This window comes from Chimaeribacter sp. YP20170169 (assembly GCF_056739715.1).
Window position 1 is genome coordinate 3,379,464 of record NZ_CP176824.1, and the last position, 16,639, is coordinate 3,396,102.

The window sequence follows — 16,639 nt, forward strand, 5'->3', positions numbered from 1 at the left end:
AAGTGGTATAACAAGTTATCGCGCCGGAGCGCCTGATAACCTGTGGTACTATCACGCACCGAAACCTACTCCACTCCTGACCCAAGAGCACTGCCATGGAAATCACCGAATCGCGTCGGCTTTATCAACAACTGGCCGCAGAGTTTAAACAGCGTATCGAGTCCGGCCTCTACCCGGTGGGCGATAAGCTGCCGGCGGAGCGCTATATCGCCGAGGAGATGAATGTCAGCCGCACCGTGGTGCGTGAGGCGATCATCATGCTGGAGGTGGAGGGGTATGTGGAGGTGCGCAAAGGCTCCGGTATCCATGTGGTCTCCAACCAGCAGCGTCATCTGGTGACGCCAAGCAGCGATCTGGAGTTCGCCAGCGTCGGCCCGTTTGAGCTGTTACAGGCGCGCCAGTTGATTGAGAGCAACATCGCCGAGTTCGCCGCCACCCAGGTGACCAAGCAGGACATCGTGCGGCTGATGGAGATTCAGGAGCACGCCCGCCAGGAGGATCGTTTCCGCGATTCGCAGTGGGATTTGAAATTCCACGTGCAGGTGGCACTCGCCACCCAGAATGGCGCGATGGCGACCATCGTCGAGAAGATGTGGAGCCAGCGCGTGCAGAACCCCTACTGGCTGAAACTGCATGAGCACATTGATGACAAGTCGATCGAGAGCTGGTGCGAGGATCATGACCAGATCCTGAAGGCGCTGGTGCGCAAAGATCCGCATGGGGCCAAGCTGGCGATGTGGCAGCACCTGGAGAACACCAAGCAGATGCTGTTCCACGCCACCACCGATGACTTTGAGTTCAACGTTGACCGCTACCTGTTTACCGAGAACCCGGTGGTGCACCTTGAGAGCCACCTTGGCCTGCCAAAATAACCTCTCCTGAAAACCGGCCACTGGCCGGTTTTTTGCCAGTTATGTCAAGATGTGTAAATCCGCCCCGCCTTTTCGATCGGTTAATACAATGGAATGTAAACCTGTCCGATCAATCCTCATTACCGCTGTCTCGCTCTGACGGTTTTTGTTACAGTTAGACCACTTTTTTTACCCGATTTTGCTGTTGATGAGGCCGATAACGGTAAGTCGCAGAATAATCTCGGGAAACATCGCCCTGTGGCCGGCTCCCCGCTTCCCCCATATTGAGCTGGCCATCAATGCAGGACAGGATGTGCTGCGCCTCCCGGGCTGACAGTAATAAATAGAGTTTCCGGAACCAACGCATGGATATCATCAAAGAGCTGCTGCATGCCCTCTGGCACCAAAATTTTGAGTTACTTGCCGATCCGACCTTGGTATGGGCGATCTACATTTTGCTGTTTTTGATCCTCTTTCTGGAGAATGGCCTGTTGCCAGCGGCTTTCCTGCCGGGCGACAGCCTGCTGATTCTGGTGGGGGTGCTGATCGCCAAAGGCACCATGGACTTCCCGCTGACGCTGCTGGTGCTCACCTCCGCCGCCAGTCTGGGCTGCTGGCTGAGCTACATCCAGGGGCGCTGGCTTGGTAACACCCGGCTGGTGCAGAGCTGGCTGGCGCATCTGCCCGCCCACTACCACCAGCGGGCGCACAACCTGTTCCACCGCCACGGCCTCTCCGCGCTGCTGGTGGGCCGCTTTTTGGCTTTTGTCCGTACCCTGTTGCCGACCATCGCCGGTCTCTCTGGCCTCAGCAACAGCCGTTTCCAGTTCTTCAACTGGGTGAGCGGCTTCCTGTGGGTAGTGATCCTTACCACGCTCGGCTTTATCCTTGGCCGAACGCCGCTGTTTTTACAATATGAAGATCAATTGATGTTCTGCCTGATGATGCTGCCGCTGGTGCTGCTGGTGCTGGGCCTGATTGGCTCGCTGGTGGTGCTGTGGCGCAAAAAGCAGGGCAGTGCGGATAAAGGAAATCCCTTATGAAACGCTTTCTCCCCCCTTCCGCCCTGCGCTGGCGGTGGCTGGCTGGCCTGATGCTGGCCTTTGCCGTGCTGGGGCTGCTGGCGCTGCCGCGCGGTGCCAGCCAGGAGAGCGCCCTGACCATTCGCCCCGAGCGGCGCGGCCAGACGCTGCCGGACGGCTTCTTCGTCTACCAGACCCTTGACCAGCGCGGCATCCGCATCAAGAGCATCACGCCGGAGAATGACACGCTGATCATCCGCCTCGCCTCGCCGCAACAGCAGCAGCAGGCGCGTGAGGCGCTGTCATTGATTTTGCCGCAGGGCTACACGGTCGGGCTGCGCGCCGTGGCCGCCGAGCAGGCCTGGGTCAAAAAGCTGGCCCTCGATCACCTGCGGATCGGTTAGCTTCCCCCCTCCCATCACGCGCCGCCCGGCGCGTTTTTTTTGCCCGCCTGCACAAAACTTTTCCGAAAAAGCCTGTTTTTTTGGGGGGATGCGAATTTCAGGTCTATGCTTACCAGTGTGGCGGTAAACCCTGTATCCCGCCCCCGGCGGCAACGTGCCGCTACCCTGAGAAGGAGACCGGATCATGACGTTTCGCACTTCACTGGCTCTGCTCCTCACCCTGCCGCTGCTGGCGGGCAGTTGCGCCGCGGCGATCAACGAGACCTGCGACAGCAAGGCACAGGAAATCGAGCAGCAGCTGGCGCAGGCGCGCCAGCAGGGGCAAACCGAGCGCGTCTCCGGCCTGATGAAGGCGCTGACGCAGGTGAAAGCCAACTGCACCGCCCAGACGCTGGAGGCAGACAAACAGCGCAAGGTGCGTGAATACGAGCAGGAAGTGGCGGAACGGCAACAAGATTTAAGGGAAGCACAGGCTAGCGGCGATAAGGACAAGATCGCCGTGCGCCAGAAAAAACTGGAAGAGGCGATCGCTGAGCTGCGCGCCGCCGGGGAGTAGCCGGAGGGACCTGAGCCCCCTTTCGTCCCCTCTTCAACGCCACGGCGGCCTGTCTGTCAGGCCCTGTGGATTGGCGCGCCCACGGCCATCTCTATGTTCATACCGTCCTGTAAACGAAGGAGTTACCGATGGCAAAAGATTACACCACGGAAAATTTACGTGCCGAACTCAAGTCGCTGGCAGACACCCTGGAAGATGTGCTGCGCTCCTCCTCTGAGAAGCCACTGGCGGAGTGGGATCGTCTACGCAGCAAGGCGGAAGGTGCGCTGAAGGATACCCGTGTGCGCCTGAGCGACACCGGTGACCGTCTGGCCCACCAGACCAAAGAGATTGCCAGCCAGGCTGATACCTACGTCCACAAGAACCCGTGGAAAGGCATTGGCATCGGTGCCGCCGTCGGCGTGATTGTCGGCGTCCTGATTGCGCGTCGATAACTATGGCGGATTATCAGAAACCTGAATCCCAGGGCCCCGCGAAAGGGGTCCTGGATGTTGCGCACCGTGTCACCACCACCCTGGTCGGCCTGATCGAAACCCGGGTGAAGCTGGCGGTAGTAGAGCTGGAGGAGGAGAAATCCAATCTGGTTCAACTGCTGCTGATGACCGGTATCTCCCTAATCCTGTTGGTCTTCGGGCTGGTGAGCCTGCTGGTGCTAATCTTCTGGGCGATTGACCCGGACTATCGCCAGACCGCGCTCTGGATCGCCACGGCGGCACTGCTGGTGTTGGGCGGCGGTTTAGCCATCTGGACGCTGGTAAAAGCCAAGCGCTCCACCCTGCTGGGGGCCACCCGGCGGCAATTACAGATTGACCGCGCCATGCTGGAGAAGAAGATCCCATGAGCCGTCCCCAACTGGAACGCGAACGTGAGAAGCAGCGCCTGCTGGCGCTGATCCAGCAGCAGCGCATGGATCTCACCGTCGGCTGCGAACAGTGGCTGGAGGTGACCGCGCCCTATGACCGCGGCTGGATCAAGCTGATGGGCATGAAGAAGTACCTCGCCATTGGTTCGAGCCTGATGGCGGTCTACACGGTACGCCACCCCAACAAAGTGGTGCGGCTGGTACGCCGTGGCCTTGGCATCTGGGGCACCGTCAAGCTGGTTCGCAATACCCTCTCCCCACGGTAGCCCGGCGCTACCGTTTTTTTTGCTCTGCCAACACTTGTTCAATTTTTTTGAGTTTTTACGGCAATTTTATCAGCTTACTTCTTTTTTCTAACTCCCCTACACTCCTCTCCATCGAACACACACACCGCCACACAGCGCGCCAATCGCGGGCTGGGGCAAAAAAAATCGGCTGGCCGCCAGAGCGAACCAGCAAAATGACCGAGGATAAGATGATGAAGAAATTAGAAGATACTGGCCTGCTGGTTGCACGCATCCTGATGCCGATCCTGTTCATTACCGCTGGCTACGGCAAAATCGGTGCCTACGGCGCGACCCAGCAATATATGGAGAGCATGGGCGTGCCCGGCTTTATGCTGCCGCTCACCATCCTGCTGGAGTTCGGCGGCGGTCTGGCCATCCTGTTTGGCTTCCTGACCCGTACCACGGCCTTCATCACCGCCATCTTTACCGTGCTGACGGCGCTGCTGTTCCACAGCAACTTCGCCGATGAGATGAACCAGATGATGTTCATGAAGAACCTCTCCATCGCCGGCGGTTTCCTGGTGCTGAGCGTGGTCGGTGCCGGTGGCTTCAGCCTGGATGCACTGCTGAAAAAACGCGGCCTGTTTTCCGGCTCGGTAACCCGCGCGTAATTCACTACACTTACCCTATCAGGGGGCGGGCGCAGTCAGCACCCGCCCCTCTTTTTTTAGCCACGTAAGGAGATACCCATGGGACAGCTCGTTGACGGCGTCTGGCAGGACACCTGGTATGACACCAAATCGACCGGCGGCCACTTCAAGCGCTCCGCCTCGCAATTCCGCAACTGGGTGACGCCGGATGGCGAGCCGGGTGAGCATGGCCGCGGCGGCTTCCGCGCCGAGCCGGATCGCTACCACCTCTACGTCTCGCTGGCCTGCCCGTGGGCGCACCGCACCCTGCTGATGCGCAAGCTGAAGGGGCTGGAGACGCTGATCCCGGTTTCCGTGGTGCACCCGCTGATGCTGGAGAACGGCTGGACTTTCGGCGATGACTTCCCCGCCGCCACCGGTGACGATCTCTACCAGTTCAACTACCTCTACGAGCTCTATCTGAAGGCGCAGCCTGACTACACCGGCCGCGTGACGGTGCCGGTCTTGTGGGACAAGCAGCAGCAGACCATCGTCAGCAATGAGTCCGCCGACATCATCCGCATGTTCAACAGCGCCTTTGACGCAGTGGGCGCGCGCGCGGGTGACTACTACCCGGTGGCGCTGCGCAATGAGATTGACGATCTCAACGCCTGGATCTATGACAAGGTGAACAATGGCGTCTATAAGTCCGGCTTTGCCACCAGTCAGGAGGCCTATGACACCGAGGTCGCGGGCGTGTTTGAGGCGCTGGAGCGGCTGGAGCAGATCCTGAGCTTCAAGCGCTACCTGACCGGCAACCAGTTGACCGAGGCCGATCTGCGCCTGTGGACGACGCTGGTGCGCTTCGACCCGGTCTACGTCACCCACTTCAAGTGCGACCGCCACCGCCTGAGCGACTTCCCGAACCTGCATGGTTTCCTGCGTGATATCTATCAGCTGCCGGGCATTGAGGAGACGGTCAACCTCGACCACATCCGCCACCACTACTACCGCAGCCACAAGACCATCAACCCGAGCGGCATCATCTCCATCGGGCCGCAGGGCGATCTGCTGGCCGAGCACGGGCGCGACCAGCGCTTCGGCAGCGAGGAGCATGAAGAGGAAGAGAACCTGTAGCCGGCCGGGGCGGCCGGCCAGCGGGGATTATTGCAGGTGGCTGAACAGCTTGGGGATTTCGCGCAGCATCCAGGCTTTCGCCTCGCCCATGCTGTCACGCCGCCAGGCCATGATGATGTCGGTCTCGCGGTTGTACTCGGCGCTCACCACCCGTAGCCGGCCAGCGGCGATGTCCTGCTCAACCATCGGGTAGGGCATGGTGGCGACGCCAAGGCCATCAATCAGCGCCTGACGCTTTTCGCCAATGGTGGAGACTGTCAGGCGCTGCTGTTTGTCCAGCAGCTGCACCGTCAGCACCGGCCGCTCGCGGGCGGTGTCCGCCACCGCAATGCCGCGGTACTTGACGCGGGTGATCTCTGACAGCGGCTCCGGCTCCTGATGGATCGGGTGGTCGGGCGCCGCGACGTAGACGCTCATCAGCGTATAGAGCTTGCGGCTGTTGATCTCGGATGAGGAGCGGAAGTGCATGTCCGGTGCGATAACGATGTCGGCGCGCCCCTGCTCCAGCCGCTCCCACGCACCGGCCAGCACCTCGGTCAGCAGCGACACCTGGGTATTGGCCTTCTGCGCCAGCCGCTCCACCAGCGGGAAGAGTTGGGTGGCGGGCGAGAGCGCCTCGCACACTACCGTCAGGTGCGTCTCCCAGCCGCGCGCCAGCGCCTCGGCATCGGTGGTCAGTTTGTCCGCCGCCTCCAGCAGCACCCGGCCGCGCTCCAGCAGCATCCGCCCGACATTAGTGAATTTGGTGCGGTGGCCTGAGCGGTCAAACAGCACCACGTCCAGCTCCTCCTCCAACTTCTGCATGGTATAGCTCAACGCCGACGGCACGCGCCCCAGCTCATCAGCGGCGGCGGCGAAACTGCCACGGCGGTTTATTGCATCCATTACTCTCAACGCTTCCAGCGTCAACGCCCGGTCTTTGGCCATGGTGGTTCTCTGTCAGGATTTTTGAATATACCCACCAGATTAACTGGCTAACAATCCGCCGTCCAGACGCTTACCATTTAGCTATCGAATAACGCGAGCCAAACGTCATGATTACTTGCAGAACAGCCAAACAGTGCGGGAAAGCGGACTTTGGCTGGCTCAAAGCCCGCTACACCTTCTCTTTCGGCCACTATTTTGATCCCTCGCTGATGGGCTACGCCTCGCTGCGCGTCCTGAACCAGGAGGTGCTGGCACCCGGCGCGGGCCTGCAACCACGCGGCTACCCACGGGTGGATGTGCTGAATGTTATCTTGCAGGGCGAGGCGGAGTACCGCGACAGCCTCGGCAACTGCCTGCGCGCCAAGGCTGGCGAGGCGCTGCTGCTGTCGGCCCAGCTGGGCATCACCTACAGCGAGCAGAATCCCGGTACTCGGCCGCTGACGCGGATGCAGCTCTGGCTGGACGCCTGCCCGGCGCGCGTCAATGACGCGGCGCAGCAGCTGACGCTGCGTCATCGCCCCTGCCAGTTGCTGGCGTCGCCGGATGGCGCGCAGGGCAGCCTGCAACTGCGCCAGCAGGCGTGGGTGCACCACATTGACCTAGCGGCCGGTGAGTGCCACACCCTGCGCCTGCATGGCCCACGCGCCTACTTGCAGTCGATCCACGGCGAGGTGCAGGCCATTGGCCATGATGGGCAGGCGCGGCAGCGGCTGGCCTGCGGCGATGGAGCCTTTATCTGTGAGGAGCCGGAGCTGACGATAGTGGCGGACAGCCCGCTGCGCGCGCTGCTGATTGATCTGGCGGAATAACCCATTTTGCCCGCTGCGACCACGGCAGCGGGCGATTGCATGACCCTACACAGCAACACCAAAAAAGGGCGCCTGAGCCGTGCCTGATAAGCAAAAAGCCCGGACCAGTTTCCTGATCCGGGCTTTTCTATATGGAGTGGAGTTGACCGGTAAGCCGGGTTCTGTCGTGGACAGTCATTCGTCTAGGCCAGCAATCGCTCACTGGCTCAAGCAGCCTACCCGGGTTCAGTACGGGCCGTACCATGCGAACCCCTATTTGGCCTTGCTCCGGGTGGAGTTTACCGTGCCACGGTCTGTTGCCAGCCGCGCGGTGCGCTCTTACCGCACCCTTTCACCCTTACCTGATCCCGCTTGCGCAGGCCATCGGCGGTTTGCTCTCTGTTGCACTTGTCGTAGGCTTACGCCTCCCAGGCGTTACCTGGCACCCTGCCCTATGGAGCCCGGACTTTCCTCCCCTCCACCTGTCTCCTCCGAAAAGGACGGCAGTGAAGCGGCGACTGTCTGGTCAACTCCGGCGCGCATATTAGGCGGTTTCGTCCTGAATGTCACCCTCTTGTTGCGCCAACGCATGGCGATAGAGGGAATTTTTCTTCACACCGTGGATCTCGGCCGCCAGCGCGGCGGCTTTTTTCAGCGGCAGCTCCTTCTGCAACAGCGCCAGCGTGCGCAGTGCCTCGGCTGGCAGCGCCTCCTCATCGGCCTTGTGGCCTTCGACGATCAGCACCATCTCGCCCTTGCGGCGGTTCTCATCCGCCTGCACCCACGCCAGCAGCTCCGCCACCGGCGCGCCGTGGATCGACTCCCAGGTCTTGGTGATCTCACGCGCCAACACCACATAGCGATCCGCGCCCAGCACCGCGACCATGTCGGTCAGGCTGTCAATCAGGCGGTGGGTGGACTCATAGAAGATCAGCGTGCGCGGCTCCTCCACCAGCGCCTGAAGCGCGTCTTTACGCCCCTTGGTCTTGGCGGGCAGGAAGCCCTCGTAGCAGAAGCGGTCAGAGGGCAGGCCAGCGGCGGAGAGCGCGGCAATCGCCGCACAGGCGCCCGGCAACGGCACCACGCGGATGCCAGCCTCGCGGCAGCGGCGCACCAGATGGTAGCCGGGGTCGTTGATCAGCGGCGTGCCAGCGTCGGAGACCAGCGCAATGCTCTGGCCCTCCTGCAATTTCGCCAGCAACAATTCAGCCTTCTGCTGCTCATTGTGGTCATGAAGTGCGAAGAGCCGCGCATTTATTGCAAAATGTTGTAACAGCAGGCCCGTATGGCGCGTATCCTCGGCAGCCACCAGATCCACCCCCTGAAGCACGGCCAGGGCGCGCTGGGTAATGTCACCCAGATTGCCGATCGGGGTGGGCACCACATAAAGCGTTGAGGCAGAAATCACTGCCTGATCGTGTTGATTCATTGTTTAGTCCGGAATGCCGATTTAATATTGAGCATCTTGAAAAAACATCACTGGATACAGCATGCTTTTCTCTCATGTCGTTCGTCCCCGCAAAGGGCGCTTTGTGCCTGTTCTGTTGGCAGCCCTGATCGCGGCGGGCTGTCAAATGCAGGCGCCCCAAACCACCCCACCCGTCAATATCCAGGACGCGGCCACCGCCAGTTCTGACTACTACCTGCAACAGATGCAGCAAAGCAGCGATGATAACAAGGCTGACTGGCAATTACTTGCCATTCGTGCCCTGCTGAATGAGAAGAAGCTCCCGCAGGCGGCGGCCCAGCTCGGCAGCCTGCCCGCCTCCCTCAGTGATGTGCAACGTCAGGAGCAGCAACTGCTGACCGGCGAACTGCAACTGGCGCAGGGCGATGCGGCCACCGCAGCCACCACGCTCGGCGCCCTCAATCCCAAGGGCCTGTCGGCCAACCAGCAGGCGCGCTACTATCAGGCGCTGATTGGCGCAAACCGCAACCAGCCGGGGCTGCCGCTGATCCGCGCCTATATTGCGCAGGAGCCGCTGCTGAGCGGTCAGGCGCATCAAGACAACATCGACCAGACCTGGATGGCGCTGGTGCAACTGCCACCGCAGGCGTTCAACTCGCTGGTGATCAACGCCGACGAGAATGTGTTGCAGGGCTGGCTGGATCTGCTGCGCCTCTATCAGGACAACAAGCAAGACCCGGATCTGCTGAAGGCCGGTATCCGCGACTGGCAGACCCGTTACCCGCAGAACCCGGCGGCCAAGACGTTGCCGACGCTGTTGAATCAGGTGCTGAACTTCCAGCAAGCCTCTACCGCACGCATCGCGCTGCTGCTGCCCCTCAGTGGGCAGGCGCAGGTGTTTGGCGATGCCATCCAGCAGGGCTTTATGGCGGCACAGAATGGCCTACAGGCGACGCCTGCCGCCGCACCGGCCCCGGCGGCTACCGAGACGGCCCCTGCCGCCCCGGCTGACCCGAATGCGGTGGTCAGCCCCTCCGCACCACCGGCTGAAACCGCCGCGCCGGTAGAAAGCGCGCCCGCGCCTGCCCCGGCACCGGTTGCCGCCCCTGCGGCCTCGGTGAAGGTGTATGACACCAATGGCCAGTCGCTGCCAGCCCTGCTGGCACAGGCGCAGCAGGATGGCGCGACGCTGGTGGTCGGCCCGCTGCTCAAGAGCAACGTCGAGCAGCTCGCCACCGCCCAGACCCCGCTGAATATTTTGGCGCTCAACCAGCCGGAGACGGTGACTAACCTGCCCAACCTCTGCTACTTCGCACTCTCGCCAGAGGATGAGGCGCGTGACGCGGCGCGCCATATCTGGTCACAGCACAAGCAGATGCCGCTGATTCTGGCGCCGCGCGGCACGCTGGGCGATCGCATCGCCAAAGCCTTTGCCGACGAGTGGCAGAAACAGGGCGGCCAGACCGTGCTGCAACAGGGCTTCGGCTCCAGTACCGAACTGAAACAGGCCATCAATGGCGGCGCGGGCATCCGCCTGACCGGCACCCCGGTGGCCACCGCGCCAGCGCAGCCTGCCCCGAGCGAGCAGGGCGTGACCATTGGTGGCATCACCATCCCGGCCCCGCCGACCGATGCGCAGATCACCGGCGCGGCCGCGCCGTCCGGCAACGTGGACGCGGTCTACATCATCGCCACACAGGATGAGATGACGCTGATCAAGCCGATGATTGACATGTCACGCGGCTCGCGCAGCGGCGTCGCCCTCTATGCCAGCTCACGCAGCTATCAGGCTGGGGCCGGCCCGGACTACCGCCTGGAGATGGAGGGGCTGGAGTTCAGCGATATCCCACTGCTGGCTGGCAGCAATCCGCAACTGATGCAGCAGGCCAGCGCGCAGTTCAAGAGCGACTACTCGCTGGTGCGCCTCTATGCCATGGGCATGGACGCTTGGTCGCTGGCTAACCACTTCGCTGAGATGCGCGGCATCCCTGGCTTCCAGCTGGCGGGGACTACCGGCGGCCTGAGCGCCAACAGTGACTGCGTCATCCATCGCCAGCTGCCGTGGTTGCAGTACCGCCGCGGCTCGCTAGTACCGGCGGGCTGACCCCGCCTGCCACGCGATTCACCCATCGCATTGTGACCGGGGCCGCTAACGTGCTATTGATAGCGGCTCCGGCAATTGCCAGGAGGCCCGATGAGTGCCACGGAGAGCCGGAAGACCGGTACCCAATATGAGCAGCAGGCGCGCCGCCACCTTGAGCGGGCCGGCCTGCGTTTTGAGGCCGCCAACGTCACCGTGCGTGGCGGGGAACTGGATCTCATCATGCGTGACCATGCCACCTGGGTGTTTGTGGAGGTGCGCTACCGGCGCAACGCGGCCTTTGGCAACGCTGCTGACAGCATCACCCGGCAGAAGCGCCAAAGGCTGTTGCATGCCGCCCGCGTCTGGCTGGCGGGGCGGCAGGCCAGTTTCGATACCGCGCCCTGCCGCTTTGACGTCGTGGCCATCACCGGTGAACACCTGGCGTGGCTGCCCAATGCCTTCACGGCGGAATAACACCATAACCGGCGATCCCAGCCGGATACTTACTGATTGGATTAACTGACGTGCTGGAAAGAATCAAAGCCTGCTTTACCGAAAGCATCCAAACCCAGATCGCGGCGGCCGAAGCGCTGCCCGACGCCATCTCCCGCGCCGCCATGACGCTGGTGCAATCGCTGCTGAATGGCAATAAGATCCTCTGCTGCGGCAACGGTACTTCTGCCGCCAATGCCCAGCACTTTGCCGCCAGCCTGATTAACCGGTATGAGACAGAGCGCCCCAGCCTGCCGGCCCTCGCCCTGAGCGCCGACAACATTGTCCTGACCGCCATCACCAATGACCGGCTGCATGATGAGGTCTACGCCAAGCAGGTACGGGCGCTCGGCCAGACCGGCGACGTGCTGCTGGCCATCTCGACCCGTGGCAACAGCCGCGACATCGTCAAGGCGGTGGAGGCGGCAGTGACCCGCGACATGACCATCGTCGCCCTGACCGGCTATGACGGCGGTGAGGTGGCGGGCCTGCTCGGCCAGCAGGATGTGGAGATCCGCATCCCCTCCCACCGCAGCGCACGCATTCAGGAGATGCATATGCTCACCGTGAATTGCCTGTGCGATCTGATAGACAACACCCTGTTTCCCCACCAGGACGATTAAGGAGCATCCATGAAGGTTCGTTTATTGGCAACGCTGTGCGCTGCCCTGCTGCTGCAAGGCTGCGTTGGCGCGGTCGTGGTTGGCAGTGCGGCTGTCGCCACCAAGACCGCCACTGACCCCCGTACCGTGGGTACGCAAGTGGATGACGAGACGCTGGAAGCGCGTGTCGGGAATGCGCTGGCGAAAGACCAGCAACTGAAGAAAGAGGCGCGCATCGTCGCCACGGCATACCAAGGCAAGGTGCTGCTCACCGGCCAGGCCCCGACCACCGATCTGGCCGCACGCGCCAAGCAGATCACCATGGGCGTGGATGGGGCGCAGGAGGTCTACAACGAGATCCGCCAGGGGACGCCGGTTAGCCTCGGCACCGCCTCGGCCGACACCTGGATCACCACCAAGGTGCGCTCGCAGCTGCTGACCAGCGACTCGGTGAAATCCTCCAACGTCAAGGTGACCACCGAGAACGGCGAGGTGTTCCTGCTGGGTCTGGTCACGTCACAAGAGGGGCAGTCCGCGGCCCAGATCGCCAGCCAGGTCAGCGGCGTCAAGCACGTCACCACCGCCTTCACTTACGTCAAGTAATCCCCCCGTGGGCGCGCTGCGCCCACGCTTTCCCCGTTACAAATTATGCTGCCGCAGGAAGCTCTCTCCGCCCATCTGGCGCATCTGGCGTAAAATCCACTGTTGGCGCTGCCGCACATAGGCAGAGGGGGCGCTCACCTTGAACTGGTGCGGGTTGGGCAGTACCGCCGCCAGCAACGCCGCCTCGGAGGCCGTCAGTTGGCTCGCCGGTTTGTGGAAGTAGGTGCGGGCTGCCTGCTCAACGCCAAACACGCCATCACCCAGCTCAATGATGTTGAGATAGACCGTCAGGATGCGCCGCTTGGTCCAGATCAGCTCAATGCCGCCCGTCAGGCCCGCCTCCAGCCCCTTGCGCAGCCAACTGCGCCCATCCCACAGCAACAGGTTCTTGGCGGTCTGCTGCGACAGGGTGGACGCGCCACGCAGGCTGCTGCCGCGACGGGCGTTGTGATCAAGCGCCGACTGGATCGCGGCCACGTCAAAGCCCCAGTGCTCCGGGAACTTCTGGTCTTCCGCCGCCATCACTGCCAGCGCCATCATCGGGGCAATCTCCTCCATCGGCACCCAATCTGAGTGGGCGACATAGTCTGTGTTGCCGGAGAACCACGCGCTGAGCTGGCGCTCAACCATTACGGCAGAAAATGGAACCGGTAGAAAAGAAAAAACTACCATTAGGCCCAGCCACAGTGCGATCAAGGAAAAAATTGCCCGCCGGACAAGTGCTAACCAGGATAATCTCTGCTTTTTATGGTCTCGCGGCCACATAATCACACACCTAAAATACGTGTTAACAGCTTATGAATTCCATGTGAAACATTTTCAACATCCTGGTCGCCCAGAAAACCGGGCGTGGAAATGACCCCCTGCTCCTCATCCACCACGATGTCATCCGCCGGACATATCACTGCTTCTCCACCCAATTCATCAATCAGTTCGGCGTGGTCGGGATCGTTCCCCAAGGTAATGCGTACTGGCGATCCGATCAGTAGGGGTGCCCATAAAGCGCTTTTCCCTATAAAGGCAATTGTTTTATGTTGCTTATGTATTTTTTGCAACTGGTCAGCAACACTATCAATTTCTTGGGTAGAAATTGCGCTATTTAATCGCCCATTCTTGTAAACCGGTACACTATTAGCTGACAAAATAATAAGCCCATCCAGCACAAATTGATCAAATTTGGCCGGGTTATTTAAGGGGTCGGAGGTCAGTCCAGTTACGGTTTTTACCACGGAAAGCGCACTATTTTCTTCAACCAAAAAATCTTCTTTATTAACAATGAGTTCATTTAAAATAAACAAGGGGAAATCAGCTTTCTCCGGCGCTATTTTCAGGGCATTCAGGGTGATTATTGCTTCAGACTTTTCATTTTCATCGAGAAAATGTGTTCCACAGAACAGCACGCCAATCCTTTTCATCTCGCGCCTCCGAAATTTCTTAAAACAACTGCTTGAAGTTTTGTATGAATAAAGACTAATCTACATCACAGATTTTAATGATTCCTTTAACAACTGCTCAGCCTTTTGCTATTGTTAGGAAGCAGTAAAAATTTGTTGTGAAAGATTACCAAGACCTGCGATAACGCAACCCCTCTGACAATAATCGCGTGGGTTACCGATTTCCCTGGTGTTGGCGCAGTATTCGCGCACCCCGGCCTAGGCTGGGGTCATTTTTTTTATGACCCCTATCGCCGTCCGTTACTCCTTCTCGGCTTCCGTCACCCAGTCACGCAGCACCTGCACATCGTGCATCCACTCCTGTTTCAGCTCATCGACCCAGTCCTGCACGTTGTCCCACCAGGCAGGCAGCGAAGGCGTCTGGATCTGCTGCGCCAGTTGCTGCAAGTGCTTCAGCCCCACGGAGCCAGCCGCACCCTTGATCTTGTGCGCCTCCTCGGCGATCCCCTTCTGGTCGCGGGCGGTCATGTTGGAATCCAGTACCGCCAGATAGCCCGGCATCATCTGTTCGAACATCTCCAGACTCTGGTGAATCAGCTGTGGGCCGACCAGATCCATGTACTGTTCCAGCATCGGTAGGTCGAGCAATGATTCGTTGGTTTGCATACTCTTTGGCTCCATCTTCTTGCCCGCATGACGGGGCGGGTGATCCCAGAATTGTTTGATCATTGCCGTCAACGCTGGCACGGAGAGCGGCTTGCTCAGCACGTCATCCATTCCGGCGTCGAGGTACTCCCTCTTGTCCTTGAGCACGTTGGCGGTCAGCGCCACCAGCGGCGGCAGCGCGTGGTCAACGTACTGCTCACGCAGGGTGCGCGCGATGTCCAGCCCGGTCATGTCCGGCAGCTGGATGTCCAGCAGCACCAGATCAAACTCGTCTGGCCGGAACATCGCCAGCGCATCGTGGCCATTCATCGCCACCTCCACGCTGTTGCCGAGTTTCTCCAGCACCGAGCGTGCCACCACCACGTTTAGCTCAATGTCCTCCACCAGCAGCACATGCAGCGCCGGTAGCGGCAGCTCATCGCGCTCTTTCTGGGCGGCCGGCTCCTCCTCCACCGCCGGCGCGGCGATGGTCAGGCTGAAGCAGGAGCCCTGCCCCGGCTGGCTGCGCACGGTGATGTCACCGCCCATGCTCTGCGCCAGCCGCTTGGAGACCGCCAGCCCAATGCCGGTGCCGGTGGCCGGTTTACCGCCGTGCTGGTCCTTCACCTGATAGTACATGGCGAAGATCTTGTCCTGCTCATCCTGCGGGATGCCCATGCCGGAGTCCTCCACCTCGAAGCGCAGGCGATCCTGCCCCTCGTGCCAGACACGCACCACGATCTGCCCCTGCTGGGTGAACTTCACCGCGTTGCCAATCAGGTTCCACAGGATCTGGCGCAGGCGCGTGCCGTCGGTGATCACCTTCTGCGGCAGCGGCAGGTGCGGTTCCATGACGAACTTCAGCCCTTTGGGCTGCACCAGCAGGCCGGAGAGGTTCTCTAGATCGGCCAGGAAGCCAGTGAAGTCCACCGGCTGGTTGTCCAACTGCACTTTGCGGCGTTCGATTTTGTCCATCTCGATGATGTCGTTGAAAATGTTGCCGAGGGTGATGGCGCTGACATGAATGGTCTTCAGGTAGTTGCGCTGCTCCTCGTTCATCTCGGTATCCAGCAGGATACGGCTGAGGCCGACAATGCCGTTGAGCGGCGTACGCAGCTCATGGCTGATGGTGGAGATAAAGGTGGTCTTCTCGCGGCTGGCGTTCTCCAGCGCGTCCTGATAGCGCTTGCGCTCGGTAATGTCGCGGCCAAAGCCCATCAGGCCGTGCCGCTTGCCGATGCGGTCATAGAACGGCACCTTGCGCAGCTCAAAGCACGCCTTGCGCCCATCCGGGTAGACCAGCCACTGTTCATAGGTGAGCGAGACGTTGTGGCGGAACACCTTCTCGTCGGTCTCCACCACCTTGGCGGCGATGTCCGGCGTATAGACGTCATAGGGCGTCAGGCCAATCAACTGCTTCTCGCTGCGGCCAGTCAACAGCTCCATCGCCCGGTTACAGCCGGAGAACTCTTTATCCTCATTACGGTAGTAGACCAGATCGGGCGAGGCGTCGAGAAAGGAGCGCAATAACGCTGACTGCTGGCTCAGCTCGATCTGCGCCTGCTCACGGTGCGCCATCTCTAGCTTCAGCTTGTCCACCACCGCCAGACGCGCCTCCTCCGCCTTGATACGGACGGCGATCTCCTGATTAAGCTGGGCGATGTTCTCCTGCAACTGGTTGTTCAGCTCCAGGTCGCGGTGGCGCATCTCCTCCAGCTTGTCCACCAGCCGCGAGAGCCGCTGGCGCGACTCCTCCAGCTGCTCCACCACTACCGAGAGGAAGTAGACCGCCCACGGCGTGATCAGCAGGCCGAAGAAGATGGAGCGCACCACATCGATGCTCTCCACCTGGCCGCGCAGCAGCATGGTGACGGCCATCTGGACGATCATCGCCAGCACCACCAGCGCGGATGCCAATAGCAGGGAAAAACGGATCAGGCCCAGTTTCACCATCAGATCCACGTAATACTGGGCCAGCGCCCTGATTTGCTTCATAGCCACTCCAGTCA

The 16,639-nt window shown here is 60.9% G+C and carries 19 protein-coding genes and 1 other RNA gene; 14 read left to right on the forward strand and 6 right to left on the reverse strand.

The features are described 5' to 3' along the window. Nucleotides 1-95 precede the first annotated feature (95 nt). From exuR to ACK3SD_RS15435, 9 genes are all read left to right on the forward strand, one after another. Entirely contained in the window at nucleotides 96-872 is a 777-nt protein-coding gene (gene exuR / locus ACK3SD_RS15395) for a transcriptional regulator ExuR (RefSeq protein WP_137764431.1), read from the forward strand. Nucleotides 873-1,216: 344 nt separating this feature from the next. Beyond that, nucleotides 1,217-1,894, forward strand: a complete 678-nt coding sequence (locus tag ACK3SD_RS15400; protein WP_137764432.1) for a DedA family protein — start codon at nucleotides 1,217-1,219, stop codon at nucleotides 1,892-1,894. Beyond that, nucleotides 1,891-2,277, forward strand: a complete 387-nt coding sequence (gene mzrA / locus ACK3SD_RS15405; protein WP_481126059.1) for an EnvZ/OmpR regulon moderator MzrA — start codon at nucleotides 1,891-1,893, stop codon at nucleotides 2,275-2,277. Before ACK3SD_RS15400 ends, mzrA begins: the two co-directional genes overlap by 4 nt. A gap of 184 nt (nucleotides 2,278-2,461) precedes the next feature. Beyond that, complete coding sequence (locus ACK3SD_RS15410) at nucleotides 2,462-2,833, forward strand: DUF1090 domain-containing protein (protein WP_481126060.1); 372 nt, start codon at nucleotides 2,462-2,464, stop codon at nucleotides 2,831-2,833. A gap of 128 nt (nucleotides 2,834-2,961) precedes the next feature. Beyond that, entirely contained in the window at nucleotides 2,962-3,267 is a 306-nt protein-coding gene (locus ACK3SD_RS15415) for an ElaB/YgaM/YqjD family protein (protein WP_481126061.1), read from the forward strand. A gap of 2 nt (nucleotides 3,268-3,269) precedes the next feature. After that, entirely contained in the window at nucleotides 3,270-3,674 is a 405-nt protein-coding gene (locus ACK3SD_RS15420; protein WP_137764436.1) for a phage holin family protein, read from the forward strand. Next, the gene (locus ACK3SD_RS15425; RefSeq protein ID WP_137764437.1) at nucleotides 3,671-3,961 is read left to right on the forward strand and encodes a YqjK-like family protein; all 291 of its coding nucleotides are present in this window, start codon (nucleotides 3,671-3,673) and stop codon (nucleotides 3,959-3,961) included. The genes ACK3SD_RS15420 and ACK3SD_RS15425 overlap by 4 nt, the downstream gene beginning before the upstream one ends. A 212-nt stretch (nucleotides 3,962-4,173) precedes the next feature. Continuing rightward, a complete protein-coding gene (locus ACK3SD_RS15430) occupies nucleotides 4,174-4,593 on the forward strand; it encodes a DoxX family protein (protein WP_481126062.1) in 420 nt (139 codons plus the stop codon). A 78-nt stretch (nucleotides 4,594-4,671) separates the two neighbouring features. Continuing rightward, nucleotides 4,672-5,688, forward strand: coding sequence for a glutathione S-transferase family protein (locus ACK3SD_RS15435; RefSeq protein WP_137764438.1), 1,017 nt, complete (start codon nucleotides 4,672-4,674; stop codon nucleotides 5,686-5,688). A gap of 27 nt (nucleotides 5,689-5,715) precedes the next feature. Here the strand turns inward: ACK3SD_RS15435 and ACK3SD_RS15440 are convergent, their stop codons facing one another. After that, a complete protein-coding gene (locus ACK3SD_RS15440) occupies nucleotides 5,716-6,615 on the reverse strand; it encodes a LysR family transcriptional regulator (protein ID WP_481126063.1) in 900 nt (299 codons plus the stop codon). A gap of 107 nt (nucleotides 6,616-6,722) precedes the next feature. Between ACK3SD_RS15440 and ACK3SD_RS15445 the strand changes: the two genes are divergently transcribed. Then, on the forward strand, nucleotides 6,723-7,424 hold the full coding sequence (locus ACK3SD_RS15445; protein ID WP_481126064.1) for a pirin family protein: 702 nt from the start codon (nucleotides 6,723-6,725) through the stop codon (nucleotides 7,422-7,424). Between the two features lie 134 nt (nucleotides 7,425-7,558). Here the strand turns inward: ACK3SD_RS15445 and rnpB are convergent. Together rnpB and rsmI are read right to left on the reverse strand one after the other, a co-directional pair. Then, nucleotides 7,559-7,937, reverse strand: an RNA gene (gene rnpB, locus ACK3SD_RS15450) — RNase P RNA component class A. A 10-nt stretch (nucleotides 7,938-7,947) separates the two neighbouring features. Next, complete coding sequence (gene rsmI / locus ACK3SD_RS15455; protein ID WP_481126065.1) at nucleotides 7,948-8,832, reverse strand: 16S rRNA (cytidine(1402)-2'-O)-methyltransferase; 885 nt, start codon at nucleotides 8,830-8,832, stop codon at nucleotides 7,948-7,950. A gap of 61 nt (nucleotides 8,833-8,893) precedes the next feature. Between rsmI and ACK3SD_RS15460 the strand changes: the two genes are divergently transcribed. From ACK3SD_RS15460 to dolP, 4 genes are all read left to right on the forward strand, one after another. Further along, on the forward strand, nucleotides 8,894-10,915 hold the full coding sequence (locus ACK3SD_RS15460) for a penicillin-binding protein activator (protein ID WP_481126066.1): 2,022 nt from the start codon (nucleotides 8,894-8,896) through the stop codon (nucleotides 10,913-10,915). Nucleotides 10,916-11,005: 90 nt separating this feature from the next. Further along, on the forward strand, nucleotides 11,006-11,368 hold the full coding sequence (locus ACK3SD_RS15465) for a YraN family protein (protein ID WP_481126067.1): 363 nt from the start codon (nucleotides 11,006-11,008) through the stop codon (nucleotides 11,366-11,368). Nucleotides 11,369-11,418: 50 nt separating this feature from the next. After that, complete coding sequence (gene diaA, locus ACK3SD_RS15470; RefSeq protein ID WP_137764444.1) at nucleotides 11,419-12,009, forward strand: DnaA initiator-associating protein DiaA; 591 nt, start codon at nucleotides 11,419-11,421, stop codon at nucleotides 12,007-12,009. A 9-nt stretch (nucleotides 12,010-12,018) separates the two neighbouring features. Continuing rightward, nucleotides 12,019-12,591, forward strand: a complete 573-nt coding sequence (dolP, locus tag ACK3SD_RS15475; RefSeq protein WP_137764445.1) for a division/outer membrane stress-associated lipid-binding lipoprotein — start codon at nucleotides 12,019-12,021, stop codon at nucleotides 12,589-12,591. 36 nt (nucleotides 12,592-12,627) lie between these two features. Here the strand turns inward: dolP and mtgA are convergent, their stop codons facing one another. The 3 genes from mtgA to arcB form a co-directional block, all read right to left on the reverse strand. Then, a complete protein-coding gene (gene mtgA / locus ACK3SD_RS15480; RefSeq protein WP_481126068.1) occupies nucleotides 12,628-13,263 on the reverse strand; it encodes a monofunctional biosynthetic peptidoglycan transglycosylase in 636 nt (211 codons plus the stop codon). A gap of 95 nt (nucleotides 13,264-13,358) precedes the next feature. Further along, on the reverse strand, nucleotides 13,359-14,006 hold the full coding sequence (locus ACK3SD_RS15485; protein WP_481126069.1) for a type 1 glutamine amidotransferase family protein: 648 nt from the start codon (nucleotides 14,004-14,006) through the stop codon (nucleotides 13,359-13,361). A 279-nt stretch (nucleotides 14,007-14,285) separates the two neighbouring features. Continuing rightward, entirely contained in the window at nucleotides 14,286-16,625 is a 2,340-nt protein-coding gene (gene arcB, locus ACK3SD_RS15490; protein WP_481126070.1) for an aerobic respiration two-component sensor histidine kinase ArcB, read from the reverse strand. Nucleotides 16,626-16,639: the final 14 nt, after the last annotated feature.

Coding starts and splice junctions, on each gene's coding strand:
- ACK3SD_RS15430 (WP_481126062.1), top strand. CDS start 4,174: ATGAAGAAATTAGAAGATACTGGCCTGCTGGTTGCACGCATCCTGATG.
- ACK3SD_RS15435 (WP_137764438.1), top strand. CDS start 4,672: ATGGGACAGCTCGTTGACGGCGTCTGGCAGGACACCTGGTATGACACC.
- mzrA (WP_481126059.1), top strand. CDS start 1,891: ATGAAACGCTTTCTCCCCCCTTCCGCCCTGCGCTGGCGGTGGCTGGCT.
- ACK3SD_RS15420 (WP_137764436.1), top strand. CDS start 3,270: ATGGCGGATTATCAGAAACCTGAATCCCAGGGCCCCGCGAAAGGGGTC.
- exuR (WP_137764431.1), top strand. CDS start 96: ATGGAAATCACCGAATCGCGTCGGCTTTATCAACAACTGGCCGCAGAG.
- mtgA (WP_481126068.1), bottom strand. CDS start 13,263: ATGGTAGTTTTTTCTTTTCTACCGGTTCCATTTTCTGCCGTAATGGTT.
- ACK3SD_RS15445 (WP_481126064.1), top strand. CDS start 6,723: ATGATTACTTGCAGAACAGCCAAACAGTGCGGGAAAGCGGACTTTGGC.
- ACK3SD_RS15400 (WP_137764432.1), top strand. CDS start 1,217: ATGGATATCATCAAAGAGCTGCTGCATGCCCTCTGGCACCAAAATTTT.
- dolP (WP_137764445.1), top strand. CDS start 12,019: ATGAAGGTTCGTTTATTGGCAACGCTGTGCGCTGCCCTGCTGCTGCAA.
- ACK3SD_RS15460 (WP_481126066.1), top strand. CDS start 8,894: ATGCTTTTCTCTCATGTCGTTCGTCCCCGCAAAGGGCGCTTTGTGCCT.
- ACK3SD_RS15415 (WP_481126061.1), top strand. CDS start 2,962: ATGGCAAAAGATTACACCACGGAAAATTTACGTGCCGAACTCAAGTCG.
- ACK3SD_RS15465 (WP_481126067.1), top strand. CDS start 11,006: ATGAGTGCCACGGAGAGCCGGAAGACCGGTACCCAATATGAGCAGCAG.
- ACK3SD_RS15440 (WP_481126063.1), bottom strand. CDS start 6,615: ATGGCCAAAGACCGGGCGTTGACGCTGGAAGCGTTGAGAGTAATGGAT.
- ACK3SD_RS15410 (WP_481126060.1), top strand. CDS start 2,462: ATGACGTTTCGCACTTCACTGGCTCTGCTCCTCACCCTGCCGCTGCTG.
- ACK3SD_RS15485 (WP_481126069.1), bottom strand. CDS start 14,006: ATGAAAAGGATTGGCGTGCTGTTCTGTGGAACACATTTTCTCGATGAA.
- rsmI (WP_481126065.1), bottom strand. CDS start 8,832: ATGAATCAACACGATCAGGCAGTGATTTCTGCCTCAACGCTTTATGTG.
- ACK3SD_RS15425 (WP_137764437.1), top strand. CDS start 3,671: ATGAGCCGTCCCCAACTGGAACGCGAACGTGAGAAGCAGCGCCTGCTG.
- arcB (WP_481126070.1), bottom strand. CDS start 16,625: ATGAAGCAAATCAGGGCGCTGGCCCAGTATTACGTGGATCTGATGGTG.